Source organism: Solidesulfovibrio sp. C21, assembly GCF_047785625.1.
GTDB lineage: Bacteria > Desulfobacterota > Desulfovibrionia > Desulfovibrionales > Desulfovibrionaceae > Solidesulfovibrio.
On the sequence record NZ_JBLODY010000013.1, the window covers coordinates 1 to 12,580 of the forward strand.

Consider the following 12,580-nt stretch of genomic DNA (forward strand, 5'->3'; position numbering starts at 1 on the left):
GAGGAGGAAAGGCTCTTTCAATTATTCAAGCCCAATGCTCCGGAAAGGGCGAATTTTTCGGAGCATACCGCCAGATTTGGTGGTTTTTACTGTTGGGATCAGGACAACGTGCTGTTGCTTCCATACGAAGCGGTTATCATCCCGACATTCGCGTAGCGGGCGGGCATTTTTCCCGGGCACGGAAGTGTGACCAGGGCCGGGGCGGGGGCAGGGCGGACGCGAAGGCGTATTCTTCAAATATGCGCCGCGCGCGGCCGTCCTGCCCCCGCCCCGGCCAACCCGCGAACCGACCAACGGATCAACAAACCACCCACTCACTCACTCATTCACCCCCCAGCCAGCCGAATGAACCGAAAAGTACGGATTCCCGTGAGGCGAAATCCGTCTCTCTCCTCCGAGGGGAGGACTTGCAACATCGCAGGGAGCCCGATATTTGAAGACCCGGCGAAGCGTATGGAAGAGAAAGACCCCTTGGGACCCGACGCCGCCCGGCTTCTGGCCTCATTGGCCGCGCAGCCGGAAGCGGCCTTCCCGGATCGCGTCATGCCCGGCGAGGTGGCGACGCGGCTCGGCTTTGCGCCGGGAAAGGCCTGGCGGCTTTTCCGGACTCTCTTCGACAAGGGTTATTATCAATACGACATCTCGGCCTACAGCGGCCGGCTGACCGAAGCCGGACGCGCGGCCGCAAAGGACCTGCCCAAGTGAAGTTGTATCAGCATTGCCTCAGCGCCATCCCCTTGGCCGTGGCCGGTTACGCTGCCGCCGGGGGAAGTGTGGCGGCCGGGTTCATGGCCGGTTTCTCCAGTGTGCTCATGGACCTCGACCACGTGGCGGACTACGTGATCCACAATCGCGGCTGGGGCGGGGTGGAGGATTTTTTCAAAAGCTGTGAGGAGGGCCGGCTGACGAAGCTCTATCTCGTGATGCACGGCTTCGAGTGGCTGATTCTCCTGTGGCTTCTCATCGGCACGGGCGCGGCCGCGCCCTGGGGTGTGGGGCTGGCCATCGGCATGTCGGGCCATATGCTGCTCGACTGGCTCGGCAACCGCCACATCGTCAAACCCTCGTTCTACTGGTTCTGGTTCCGGGCCCAGCACAACTTCGACGGCAACGCGCTTTATCGTGTCCCGCCGGGAATGGCCGTCGAGGCTGTTCGCGAAAATCGCGTCTAGTATTGCGCTCGTAAGAGCCACACCCTTTCGGGGCTGTAGCGCCGGCGGGCTTCGGAAGCACGGCAGGCGAAGCGCCTTTAACGTCTGGTCTGACGCCCGGTGGGGCATTGGGATTTGACCGGGGCGTGCATGGCAAGGCGCAACTCGGGGTCCAGCTTCGTCTCCACGGCCCCGGTCAGGAAAAAGGCCGGGGAATCGTCGAGCGCCTCGAGTCCCGTGACGCGCTCCAGGTGGAAAAGTTCTCCCCAGCTTGTGGCGTAGAGCACATCCGCGGTCACGGTACGGCGTTCCTCGCGCGGGGCGAGCAGGTTGACCGCGATCAGGGCGGCGGTGATGCGCTCCGGAGCCAGCCCCCAGGACAGCGGCGGGGCAAAGGTCTCCCTGGCCGGAAAGGTGTCGTGGATGGCCGCGAGCAGCCCGGTGACATCGGGCAGGGTGAGCGGTGCCGGCAGGGGCGATGCGCCAAGGGCCATGCCCGGCCGGTAGAGCTCGTTGGCCACGATCCAGGCGCAAAGGCGCGGCAGCGAGGCGTCCTGGCGCACGGTTTCCCGCGTTCGCGCCCCGCGCTCGCCGTCGCCTCCCCGCGGCTCGGCGCGCAGCACAAAGCCCTTTTCCTTGGGCGCAATTTCCTCGTAGCCGAATTCCAGCGAATCGAACAGGTCATGCCCCGGCCGCACGAACGGCAGACGCATGATCTTGCCGACTTTGCGGCCGAAGCTGGCGGCAATGCGGCGCGACAACATGGTCTGGTCGCGCTCGGTCAGCCCGCCGCCGCTGGCCAGTTCCCGGCTTCGCTCCTTGAGCCGTTCATAAGCGCGCAGAAAATACCGGGTGATGGCGTCGCCCAGGGCCATGGCCGCGGCAAAGTTCGCCTGTCCGGTCTTGGCCTCCCGTTTGGGCGGCGGCGGACAACCGCCGCCGCCCGTCGGGGCATAGGGGAAATAATGGTCGAGAAGGGTGTCGCCGTCTCGGCCGACGTATTCCTCGCAGGGATCGAAGCCGGTTTTTTGCATGAAGGCCTGGCGCAGCAGCTCCGCGGCACCGGTCTGGCCGCCGGCCTCGTAATGCCGGCTGACTTCGCGGAAAAGCAGGGCGTACGGATCACAATGCCAAAGTCCGCTCAGGTTGCTGAAGATGGACTGCTTGAGCGTGTCGCAAAGCAGTTCCGGCGTGCCCGGGGCGGCGGCGTATTTTTCCAGCAGCCCGAACTTGATGATGGATTTGAACGGGCTCGTTAAGGATTTGACGATCATCCACAACGAGGCACCGAAGTATTCGTCTCCGGCGATGGACTGCACGCAGCCGAAATCCAGGCTGTCGGCCGCGATTTCCGGTTCGGACCGGACAAGGCCGGTGAGCGCCTTGGCGTAGACATCCGGGGTGACGCGCGGAGCCATGCACCACCAGGCCGGTTTGCGGCCGGCCACGACCAAGGCCGTGCGGTAGAACTCCTCCTTGAGCAGGCAGCCCTGGGCCGAGCCGTAACCCTCGTCCTCGGAATAGCCGAACACGTTGTCGCGCACGTCGGCAACGGTCATGCAGAAAAAGTGGATTTCGAGCCCAAGCTCGGCCATGGCCTGCCGGCTGATGGTTTCGAGCTTTTCCTGAAAGGCTGCGTAATCCGGGCGCGAGGCCGCCTTTTCGTTCAGGCAGACCCAGACGTCGAGATCCGACTGCGCGCCCTGGGCCACGGTGCCCACGCTGCCGATGGTGTAGACCGCCTCCACGCCGATGGGGGCCAGGGGACGGCTGACGCAGTCCGCGATCGTCCGGCCGCCATGACGTGCGGCATGGCGCACGGCCGGCAGGTCGGGGGAGTATCCGGCGATGCGCGCCGCCGGCGCTTGCCGCGTGCCCGAGGCGTCGCGCACGAAGGGCGCTTCGATAAGAACGGGCATCATGTCCACAAAGGCCGCGCCCGCTTCGCCAAGGCGCCTTCTGGCCCAGGACAGTCTGCGTTTGTTGTTGGCCAAAAGTGCCCGCCGCCGCCGGGCCACGTCCCGGGAGAAAAAGGCCGCGTCGCAACAGGCGGCCACAAGGCGCAGGCCCGGGCCCGCGGCAAGCGCCGAAGGGAGGGGGATGTCCATCTCGGTTTCGGCCAGGGCGTCGGCTTCGTCCTTGGCCATGGCTCCCAGAATGTCGGGTTCGTCCGTGGCGCCGGAAAAACGCGATCCGGCGAAATAGCAGCCCTTGGTGCGCACGCCGCGCAGGTTGGCCCGGGGAAAGAAGGCCATCTCGAACAGGCAGTCGGAAAAAAGCGCGCCCCGGGCCGAAAATTCGTGCAACACCGCCCGCACCAGACTGACGCCTCGAAACCGGCAGCGGGTAAGCTTCAGGTTGACGACGGCGGCGCCGTAAAAGTCGCATTCCCAGGCTTCGACCGCATCAAAGGCCAGGTTGCGGCCCGTGATCGAGGCAAGGGAGCACAGGCGGAGGTCGCACGCGTCGAAACGCACGTTTTCGAGCATGCTTTGGGAAAACCGGCAATCGGCGAAGCGGCAGCCGCGAAAGGCCACCGTGGAAAACGAGGCCCCCTCGAAGCCGACGTCCGTGAACTGGCAATTGGTGAAGGTCGTCTTGGCAAAAGAGGCCTGCCGCAGGTTTGCCGCGCGAAACAGGGCTTTGGAAAAGGTGGCTCCGGTTACCTGCACGCCGTCCAGGCGCACCCAGGACGCCTGGAAGTTGTTGATTTCGCCGCCGGCCGCCAGTGTACGGCGAAGCGCCTCGGTCTTGCCGTCCGCATCGTCCCCGGCCGGGCCGCCCACCATGGTTTTGACGCGTCCCCAAAGCCCTTTTTGCTCCTGCCGGGTCACGGCCGTGCCAGGCAAGGGAGGGGGGGGCGGGAAAGGACGTGCGGCGGCCCTGGCCCTGGCGGCCAGATCGTTTAGGAGAATTTGCCCCAGGTCGGGGGAGGCGATTCCCGATTTGAGCGCGGCCCGGGCGGCGATCTCCATGGTCCGGGGGACGGCGGCGGCCAGGATGGCATAGACCGCCGTCAGCGTCCCCTGGCGTGCCTGGGCCGGAAGCGCCCGCAGGGACTGGCCGAAGGCGGTCAGGGGCAGGGTGGCCAGAAAGGCGGCCAACTCGACCGTGCGGCCCGGCGCGTTGGCGATGCAGTCGGCAGCGGCGGCGGCGGCCTGGGCGGGATCGCAATGGGCCAGGGCGGTCAGGGCGGCGGCCGTTAGCGAAGGCTCCGGCGTGGCCAGCAGGGCCAGCAAGGGACCAGCCGCCACAGCCGGGTCGACGCCGGGGGTCTCTGCCAGGGCGAAGCAAACCGTTTCGGCGGAAACCTCGTCCATTTCGCCAAGGCGCAAGGCCAGCTTTTCGATCAGCGTGGGTTCGCGCAGGCGGCCGACGACACGGGCCATGTACCGGGTCTGCTCGGCGGAGAGGTCCATGTCCAACAGCCGGTGCAACCACATGCCAAGGCGGCCCCGCACCAGGGCGTTGCGCACGGGCAGGGCCGGATATTCGTGGCGGTTGGCCAGAAGGTCGAGCAGGATGAGCAGTTCGTCCGGCACGCGTTCGACCACGTCGGCGATGATCTCGAGGCAAAACTGGTCCGTTTTGGGGCGCGAGGGCCGGGGGCGGCGGTAAAAGGCATTGGCAAAAAGGAGTTTTTCCTCGACGCCAAGGGAACCGAGGATGGAGACGGCCTGGTCCTCGGGCAGTTTTTCCAGGTGGATGACGGCCAGGACTTCGCCTTCGACGCCGAGGCGGAAAAGGAGCCCGAAGGCCTGCCTGGCGAAGTGCTCATCGCCGGCGGCGAGCAGGGCGGCCAGCAAAAAGGCCAGTTCGGACGCTTCGCCGGCCGTGGCCGGATCGTTGACGGCTCCCCGGTCGATAAAGGCCAGCGCCTGCCTGGCCAGGGGGACCAGGGGGGACAGGTCGGACCCCGGCGGCTGGGACAGACCGGTGCGCAGGGTCCGCATAATGGCCTGGGCCGGGGAGCCCAGCCGGGTCACGGCGTGCCTCTGGCCGCGGCGGCAAGCGCCTTACGTGCGGGGTGCGGCGTCCACATAGTAGGAAACCTGCCTGCCGGGATTGAGATAGTGGAGCACGTCCGGGGCAAGATCCGCAGGCTTCACGGCCTTGGTCACGGTCAGTTCCGTCTCGATGCCGAGATCGATGATAAGCGCCTCGCGTTTGGGGATGTCGGGATGGTATATCTTGATGCCCGGCCGCATGGAGTCGCGCATGTTGGCGGAAACGACCATGCCCTGCATGCCGTTGGACAGTGTGACCAGGGTGCCGGGCGGATAGACGCCGAGCTTGCGGATAAAAGAGGTGACGGCCTTGGGGTCGTAGAGCGCGCGGTGCCTGTAGAGGGCCTTCATGGCTTCATGGGGCGTCAGGCCTTCTTCGCCGTCCTTGCCGTTGCAGAAGCGGTCGTAGGCATCGGCCACAGTGGCGATGCGGGCGCCGAGGGAGATGGCGGAACCGGTGAGATGCGCGGGAAAGCCCGAGCCGTCGATGAGTTCGTGGTGTTGCAGGACCAGGGCCTGGGACGCGGGAGGAAAGGCAGGCACGGCGGCCAGCATTTTCGACCCAATCCTGGGGTGCTCCATGTAATATTCCTTGAGCACCTTGTTCATGGTCAGCATGTTGCCCTTGGTGAAGCGCTGAATGGGCACACGACCCTTACCGACATCGTGAAAAAGCGCGCCCAAGCCGATTTCCTCGATGTCTTTTTTGTCGACGCCCATCTCCTTGGCCAGCATCATGGACAGCACGGCCACGTTTAACGCGTGGTAGTGCTTGGCCTCCTCCCGCATCTTGGCGGTCATGACGTTGATGAGGACATCGAGGTCGGAAAGGAACACATTGGCCATGGGGCCGACCACCTCGCCGGCCGCTTCCAGCACTTCGGCGCTGGGGGAGGAGACGCGCTTTATGGCCTCGACCACCTTGTCCATGGCCTTTGCGTAGCGCCGTTCACAGTTGGCGAAGCGTTCCAGCCGCTCCTTGTTGCGCTCGATGGTTTCGCGCTTGAGGCTCGAGAGTTCGGCCGAAACCGGGGTGCGGGCGGCGGTCCAGGGGCCTTTCTGGGGTTTGCCGGACATGCCGTCGATCTCTTCCAGCGAGATGGGCAGACGGTCGGATTTGTCCGGCAAGCAAAGGACATGGGCCAGGCCGAGGGCGATCACCTTGGCCACGTCGGCTTCGTTTTTGAGCTTGAACCCCTTGGCCGGAAACGGATGAGCGAGTCCCGGTTCGTCGATGCGGATGAAAAGTCCGGGGCAGAGCTGTTCCACCAAGATGGGGTATTCGTCGATATGCATGGGGCGTTTTTCCTGAGCGTGCGGTTCCGGTCGCGGCCAGGACGCCATCGTGCCGTCCGACAGCCGAGCGCGCGGCATTTCGAGATATATGCGCCCGGAAAAAAACCTGTCAACTCGCCGGACGCGCTTGCCGAAAAAGCCGGCCAAGGCTATTGTAGGCAGACCCAACCCTCTTGCCTATGGAAAATTCCGCTCCTCCCCGCCGCAAACCCGTCAAGGGCGTATTTTCCACCGACGCTCAGGACTTTCATGGAAAAAGACGGCTTGGCCACCTCACCCAGCGGGTGTTCGTCCATGCCGTCGAGCAGGACGACGGCCGGGTGGTCATCCAGCGCCTGAGCCGCAACTTCATTCCTTCGGGTGCACGCCACGTTATCACCAGGGAACGCCTGCTGGCCGACTATCTGCCCGAGCCGTCCATCTATATCAACAAACTCGTGCCGGTCATGCGCCGCCTGGAGGAGACCGTGGCCACGGCGGACCGGCATCGGGAGCGCCAGGAACTCTTTACTGCGGAATTCGAATATAAAAACGTGCTGCGCCTGGACGAGGAGCACGTCAAGGCCACGTTCGGGCTGGGGCTCACCTATCTTGAACGCCAGGAAAAACACAATGCGGATATTGTGTTTCAAAAAATCATGTGCATCGAGGCGGCCTTCACCCCGGAGCACAAGCATCTGTTCAACGATTTCGGCATCCAGATGCGCAAGCTCGGCATGTACGATGAGGCCATGCGTTATTACACCCGTGCTTACCGCTTGTGTCGCACCGATGAGCATCTGCTCTATAACATGGCCCGGACCCTGTATGAGAAGGGGCGGCTGAGAAGCTCCCGGGTGATGCTGACCCATGCCCTGCGCCTCAATCCGGAATTTCCCGAGGGCAAGGCTTTCATGGCCTATTTCGATTCCAGGCAGCGCGGCGAGATGCCGCCGGAACCACCACTTGAATAGGCGTTTGTTGGCCCCGGGGGGATGGAGGCTGCCGGTTTTGTTTTCTTTTTTGAATGTCTAGCGCCTGTCTTGATTGTCCTTGTTGCTCCACGTCATGTCCGAGTCGTATTTCCGCATTCGCCCGCATGCCTTCCGTGTACTGCCTGAATTGACAAAAATGGCATAAACAGGAATACTTTTTCGGTGGCATGTCTCTGGCGCTTCATCAGCGTTCATTTCCCAACCAAGCAGTTCCGGGGAGGGACGACCATGGGTCGGTTCAAGGTCGGAGTGAGGCTTTTTGTTTCCGTGATCGTCACCGCGCTGATCACCGTGGGCATCGCGGTGCTTGGTTACCAGGGCCTGCGCCAGACCGGGGCCCGGGTTTCGGATGTGGCCGGACAGGCCCTGCCCTGCGTGGAGGGGCTCGGGTTCGTCAAGGAGGGTATCCTTGCCGCCCAGTCTGGCCCTTTCCATTGCCCTCGGCACTTTTGTCACCCTTTCCATCGTGCGGCCGTTGCGTAAGGGCGTGGCCTTCGCCCGTTCGGTGGCCGACGGCGATTTGGACGCGCGTCTGACGGTTGTCGGCTGCGACGAAATCGGCGAGCTGGCCGACGCCTTGCGCCGGATGCTGGCCCTCGTTGCGGGAGAGCCTGGAAGCGGCCAGGAAGCGGGGCGAGAAAGCCGCCGCCTCCCAGGAACAGTCCGCCGCCACCGACGCCATCGAAAATTCCATCGCCGACGTCAACAGGGTGTCCGGGGAAACGGCCCAGGCCATGGAGCGCGCGACGATGACCGTGACCGGGCTTGGCGAACAGACCCGGATTTTGCAGAGCCTCATCGACGAGTTGCGCGGTTCCGGCCAGGCGGCCCTGCCGGTCTGAAACGGCCGACCTCCTTGACCCTCCCGGGCAAAACCCCTACAATGCCACGTTTACGTTCCAACGTCACGCAAACGCGACACAAAACGCCGCTGCCGGAATGGTTCCGGCGACGGCCATACGCAACGGGGGAAGGAAGATGGGGCTACGTACTGATTTTATCTGGATGGATGGCACGCTTACGCCCTGGGATCAGGCCAATGTGCATGTCCTGACCCATGCCCTGCACTATGGTTATGCCGTGTTCGAGGGTATTCGGGCTTACGAGTGCGTCGACGGTTCCTCGGCGGTATTCCGCCTCAAGGAACATACGGCCCGGCTGTTCGGATCCGCCAAGATTCTGGGGCTGACCATACCCTTCACCCAAGAGCAGGTCGCCGCCGCCTGCGTGGAAACGCTCAAGGCCAACAAAATGACCGCCGGCTACATCCGGCCGCTGGTCTTCGTCGGCTCCGGCTCCATGGGCGTCAACCCCGCCAATAACCCCATCCGGTTGTCCATAGCCGTGTGGCCGTGGGGGGCCTACCTCGGCGCCGATGCCCTGGAAAAGGGTATCAGCATCCGCACCTCGAGCTACACCCGCTACCACGTTAACTCCATGATGGCCAAGGCCAAGGCCGCCGGCAACTACGTCAACTCGGTGCTGGCCAAGATGGAAGCCCTGGCCGACGGATTCGACGAGGCCATGATGCTCGATGCCGCCGGCTACGTGGCCGAGGGTTCGGGCGAGAACATCTTCATCGTCAAGAACGGCGTCATCAAGACGCCGCCCCTGACCACGGTCCTGGCCGGCATCACCCGTGACAGCATCCTCACCGTGGCCGGCGAACTCGGCTTTGAAGTGGTGGAGCAGTTTTTTACCCGCGACGAGGTCTATGTGGCCGACGAGGTCTTTTTTACGGGCACGGCCGCCGAGTTGACCCCGATCCGGGCCGTCGACCGCCGCGTCATCGGCGAAGGCCATGCCGGCCCGGTGGTCAAGGCGCTTCAGAAAGCCTTCTTTCAGGTCGTCAAGGGCGAAAATCCGGCCCATACCGACTGGCTGTACAAGTACGGCCTGTAGTACTACACCCGGGCGGTCCCCCTAAGCGGGGCCGCCCGGATACTCTTCATGAGCACAACCAGCCTCACCGCCAAATACAGGCCCCAGCGCTTCGCCGACGTCGCCGGCCAGGACGCCGTCAAGCGCATTCTGTCCCGGGCCGCAGCCGAGGACAAGATCGCGCCGGCCTACCTTTTCAGCGGCACGCGCGGCGTGGGCAAGACCACGCTGGCCCGTGTGCTGGCCAAGGCGCTCAACTGCGAGACCGCGCCCACGGCCGAGCCCTGCAACGTCTGCTCCCAGTGTCGCCAGATCACGGCCGGCATTTCCCCGGACGTCATCGAGATCGACGCCGCCACCCACGGCAAGGTGGAGGACGCCCGCAAGCTCAAGGAGGACGTGGGCTACGCGCCGCTCAACAGCCGCTACAAGGTCTTCATCATCGACGAAGCCCACATGCTGTCCACGGCGGCCTTCAACGCGTTGTTGAAAACCCTGGAGGAGCCACCCGCCCGCGTCACCTTCATCCTGGCCACCACCGAGGCCCACAAATTTCCGGCCACCATCATCAGCCGTTGCCAGCATTTCCTTTTCAAACGCCTGGCCCAGCCCGAGCTCGAGGCCCATCTTGCCAGCGTGCTCGACCGTGAGGCCATCCATTACGAACCCCAGGCCATAAGCCTCATCGCCCGGCGCGGCGCGGGCAGTGTGCGCGATTCCATGTCGCTTCTGGGCCAAGTGCTGGCCCTTGGCGGGGCGGAACTGACCGAGGCCGATGCCCGGGGCGTGCTGGGGCTGGCCGGTCAGGATATTTTTTTCGGGTTGATCGAGGCCATTTTCGCCCAGGACGGCCCGGCCGTGGTGACGCTGTTGCGCCAGGTGCTGGACAAGGGCCTGGACATCGGTTTTTTCCTGCGGGAACTGGCCGCCATGTGGCGCAATCTGTTTTTGTTGCGCCAGGCCGGGGCAAAGGGGTTGTCCGTGGTCGACCTGCCGGCCGAGGAAAGCGGGCTTTGGCTCGATTGGGCCGGCAAGTTCGACGCGGCCCACATCCACGCCTGCTGGCAGATGACCCTGGAAGGCCAGCGCCGGGTGCTGACCAGCCTGGAGCCGGCCTTGTCTCTGGAGCTGCTGCTTCTCAATATGGCCTACCTGCCGAACCTGCTTCCCCTGCAAAATCTCGCCTCCTGCACCGTCCCCCCGGAGCGTACGCCCCGGTCCGGCCCGGGGGGCGCTCCCTCCGGCGGTTCGGCTCCTCGATCCCCGGCCGGGCAGGGAGCGCACCAGGGAGGACAGCCGCAGGGCACGCCGACGCCCCGTTTCGCGCCGTCGCCCGCCGCCTCTGCTTCGGCCACCCCGGCGTCCCCCACTCCGCCGCCCCCGGGGCAGGCAGGTTATGCCACCAGGCAGGCTCCCTCTACCGCCAGCCATGCGGCCGTGGCCGAACGTCCGGCCGCCGCGCCGGCCGCGTCCGCGCCCGCTGCCGCTTCCGGCCCCCGCAACTGGGACGGGTTCAAGCGCTTTGCCATCAAAAACGGCGGAATTTCCGGGCTCAAACTGGCGCGCGGCGAGTTTGTCCCGGACCCCGAGCCGGGCATGGTGCATATCGCCTGCACCAACGCCTTTCACCGCAGTCAGCTGGCGCACCCGGACAAGCTGCGCCAGCTGGACGCCCTGGCCGCCCAATATTTCGGCCCGGGCGTCACCGTGCGCGTGGATACAGCCGGGCCCGATCAGGATCGCATGTCCGGCGAAACGCTCACCGCCTATGTCGACAGCCGGCCCGAAGTGCGTCAGGCTGTTTCCGATTTCGACGCCGAGATCATCGAACGCAAGCCCCGCTAATGGCGGGACACAAGGAAGGTTCACCATGAAGGGAATGAATGAGCTTGTGCGCCAAGCCCAGGTAATGCAAAAGAAAATGGCGAAACTTCAAGAAGAACTTCAAGAACGTACCGTCGAGGGAACGGCCGGCGGCGGTATGGTCACGGCCGTGGTGTCCGGAGCCAACGAGCTCAAGTCCATCGCCATCGACAAGACCGTCGTGGACCCGAATGACGTGGAGATGCTCCAGGACTTGGTGCTCGCCGCCGTCAACGACGGCCTCAAGAAGGCCAAGGCCATGATGGAAGAGGAAATGGGCCAGCTCACCGGTGGCATCAAGATGCCGGGACTTTTTTAGAGGGGAAGGGCGCCTCCGGCGGCCAGGGGGAAACTTTTTGAAAAAAGTTTCCCCCTGGACCCCCTTTAAAAACTTTTCATGGTTTTTGGGGGAGATTCACCGGTTGCGCCACGGGGGCGGAACCGAAAAAGGCCTTTTTTTCGTGATGACAGGATGTTTCCTTTTGCTCCAAGGCGACCAGAGCGCAAAGGCATGCCCTCTATGTTGCGTTGGACATGGGGCGAATGACCAGGGTCGGCGGAGGGCTGGGCGGACGCGAAGGCGTATTCTTCAAATATGCGCCGCGCGTGGCCGACCAGCCCTCCGCCGACCAGCCAGCCGCATAAACGAGTCCGGACGGACCCCGATGGAATTCAACACAAGCACAAGCACAAGCACAAGCACGACCACGGCCTTGGTGTAAAATACCGCGACCTCGGTGGCCAACCAGAGGCGCTGCCGCGCCCGGGAAATCGGATAAAACGCAAAAATGGCAGTACAGACGACATTGCCCGCGCCGCTGGTAGAGCTGGTCGAACAGCTCGCCCGCCTGCCCGGGCTTGGCCCAAAATCGGCGCTCAAGGTGGCCATGACCCTGCTCGAATGGCCGCGCGGCCGGGCCGAGACCCTGGGCGAGGGTATCTTGCGCCTGCGGGAGCGGCTTTGCCTGTGCTCGCGCTGTTTCGGCCTGTCCGAAACCCCGATGTGCCCGGTGTGCGCCGATCCCTCCCGCGATCCTCAGCAGCTGTGCATCGTGGCCCAGTGGGATTCCGTCATGCTGCTTGAGGAAACGGCCCAGTTCGGCGGCTATTACCTCGTTCTCGGCGGTCTGCTTGATCCCCTCGACGGCGTGACGCCCGGCAACCTGCGCCTGGACGCCTTGCGCGCGCGTCTGCGGGAGGACGACATCACGGAGTGCATCCTGGCCCTCGGGGCGACGCTGGCCGCCGAATCCACGGCCTCGCACATCAAAAACCTGCTCGCCCGGGAATTTCCGGGTGTGCGCCTGACACGCCTGGCCCAGGGGATCCCGCTCGGGACCGAGGTCAAATACGTGGATAAGGAAACCCTGTCCCAATCCCTGCGGTACCGTCAGGATTTGTGAGGCAA

General features: G+C 64.3%; 11 protein-coding genes. 9 read left to right on the top strand and 2 right to left on the bottom strand.

All coding sequences use genetic code 11. From position 1 onward, the window contains the following. Positions 1-453 precede the first annotated feature (453 nt). Both ACMZ6R_RS06300 and ACMZ6R_RS06305 read left to right on the top strand, forming a co-directional pair. The gene (locus ACMZ6R_RS06300) at positions 454-705 is read left to right on the top strand and encodes a hypothetical protein (protein WP_416110032.1); all 252 of its coding nucleotides are present in this window, start codon (positions 454-456) and stop codon (positions 703-705) included. Continuing rightward, positions 702-1,172, top strand: a complete 471-nt coding sequence (locus ACMZ6R_RS06305) for a hypothetical protein (RefSeq protein WP_416110033.1) — start codon at positions 702-704, stop codon at positions 1,170-1,172. Before ACMZ6R_RS06300 ends, ACMZ6R_RS06305 begins: the two co-directional genes overlap by 4 nt. Before the next feature lie 77 nt (positions 1,173-1,249). Here the strand turns inward: ACMZ6R_RS06305 and ACMZ6R_RS06310 are convergent, their stop codons facing one another. Together ACMZ6R_RS06310 and ACMZ6R_RS06315 are read right to left on the bottom strand one after the other, a co-directional pair. Further along, a complete protein-coding gene (locus tag ACMZ6R_RS06310) occupies positions 1,250-5,137 on the bottom strand; it encodes a class I adenylate cyclase (RefSeq protein WP_416110034.1) in 3,888 nt (1,295 codons plus the stop codon). Positions 5,138-5,167: 30 nt separating this feature from the next. Further along, on the bottom strand, positions 5,168-6,454 hold the full coding sequence (locus ACMZ6R_RS06315) for an HD-GYP domain-containing protein (protein WP_416110035.1): 1,287 nt from the start codon (positions 6,452-6,454) through the stop codon (positions 5,168-5,170). A 179-nt stretch (positions 6,455-6,633) separates the two neighbouring features. Here ACMZ6R_RS06315 and ACMZ6R_RS06320 point away from each other — a divergent pair, with 179 nt between their 5' ends. From ACMZ6R_RS06320 to recR, 7 genes are all read left to right on the top strand, one after another. Continuing rightward, positions 6,634-7,407 (top strand): tetratricopeptide repeat protein, encoded by a 774-nt coding sequence (locus tag ACMZ6R_RS06320; RefSeq protein ID WP_416110036.1) that lies wholly within the window; start codon positions 6,634-6,636, stop codon positions 7,405-7,407. A gap of 249 nt (positions 7,408-7,656) precedes the next feature. Continuing rightward, a complete protein-coding gene (locus ACMZ6R_RS06325; protein WP_416110038.1) occupies positions 7,657-7,911 on the top strand; it encodes a hypothetical protein in 255 nt (84 codons plus the stop codon). A 116-nt stretch (positions 7,912-8,027) separates the two neighbouring features. Beyond that, a complete protein-coding gene (locus ACMZ6R_RS06330) occupies positions 8,028-8,270 on the top strand; it encodes a hypothetical protein (RefSeq protein ID WP_416110125.1) in 243 nt (80 codons plus the stop codon). A gap of 136 nt (positions 8,271-8,406) precedes the next feature. Beyond that, on the top strand, positions 8,407-9,330 hold the full coding sequence (locus tag ACMZ6R_RS06335; RefSeq protein ID WP_416110040.1) for a branched-chain amino acid transaminase: 924 nt from the start codon (positions 8,407-8,409) through the stop codon (positions 9,328-9,330). 48 nt (positions 9,331-9,378) lie between these two features. Continuing rightward, positions 9,379-11,154: a DNA polymerase III subunit gamma/tau gene (gene dnaX, locus ACMZ6R_RS06340; protein ID WP_416110041.1), complete on the top strand. Its 1,776-nt coding sequence runs from the start codon at positions 9,379-9,381 to the stop codon at positions 11,152-11,154. A 25-nt stretch (positions 11,155-11,179) separates the two neighbouring features. Further along, complete coding sequence (locus ACMZ6R_RS06345) at positions 11,180-11,491, top strand: YbaB/EbfC family nucleoid-associated protein (RefSeq protein WP_416110042.1); 312 nt, start codon at positions 11,180-11,182, stop codon at positions 11,489-11,491. Positions 11,492-11,960: 469 nt separating this feature from the next. Beyond that, the gene (gene recR / locus ACMZ6R_RS06350; protein ID WP_416110044.1) at positions 11,961-12,575 is read left to right on the top strand and encodes a recombination mediator RecR; all 615 of its coding nucleotides are present in this window, start codon (positions 11,961-11,963) and stop codon (positions 12,573-12,575) included. The last annotated feature ends 5 nt before the right edge of the window (positions 12,576-12,580 follow it).

Coding starts and splice junctions, on each gene's coding strand:
- ACMZ6R_RS06335 (WP_416110040.1), top strand. CDS start 8,407: ATGGGGCTACGTACTGATTTTATCTGGATGGATGGCACGCTTACGCCC.
- recR (WP_416110044.1), top strand. CDS start 11,961: ATGGCAGTACAGACGACATTGCCCGCGCCGCTGGTAGAGCTGGTCGAA.
- ACMZ6R_RS06300 (WP_416110032.1), top strand. CDS start 454: ATGGAAGAGAAAGACCCCTTGGGACCCGACGCCGCCCGGCTTCTGGCC.
- ACMZ6R_RS06345 (WP_416110042.1), top strand. CDS start 11,180: ATGAAGGGAATGAATGAGCTTGTGCGCCAAGCCCAGGTAATGCAAAAG.
- ACMZ6R_RS06325 (WP_416110038.1), top strand. CDS start 7,657: ATGGGTCGGTTCAAGGTCGGAGTGAGGCTTTTTGTTTCCGTGATCGTC.
- dnaX (WP_416110041.1), top strand. CDS start 9,379: ATGAGCACAACCAGCCTCACCGCCAAATACAGGCCCCAGCGCTTCGCC.
- ACMZ6R_RS06320 (WP_416110036.1), top strand. CDS start 6,634: ATGGAAAATTCCGCTCCTCCCCGCCGCAAACCCGTCAAGGGCGTATTT.
- ACMZ6R_RS06315 (WP_416110035.1), bottom strand. CDS start 6,454: ATGCATATCGACGAATACCCCATCTTGGTGGAACAGCTCTGCCCCGGA.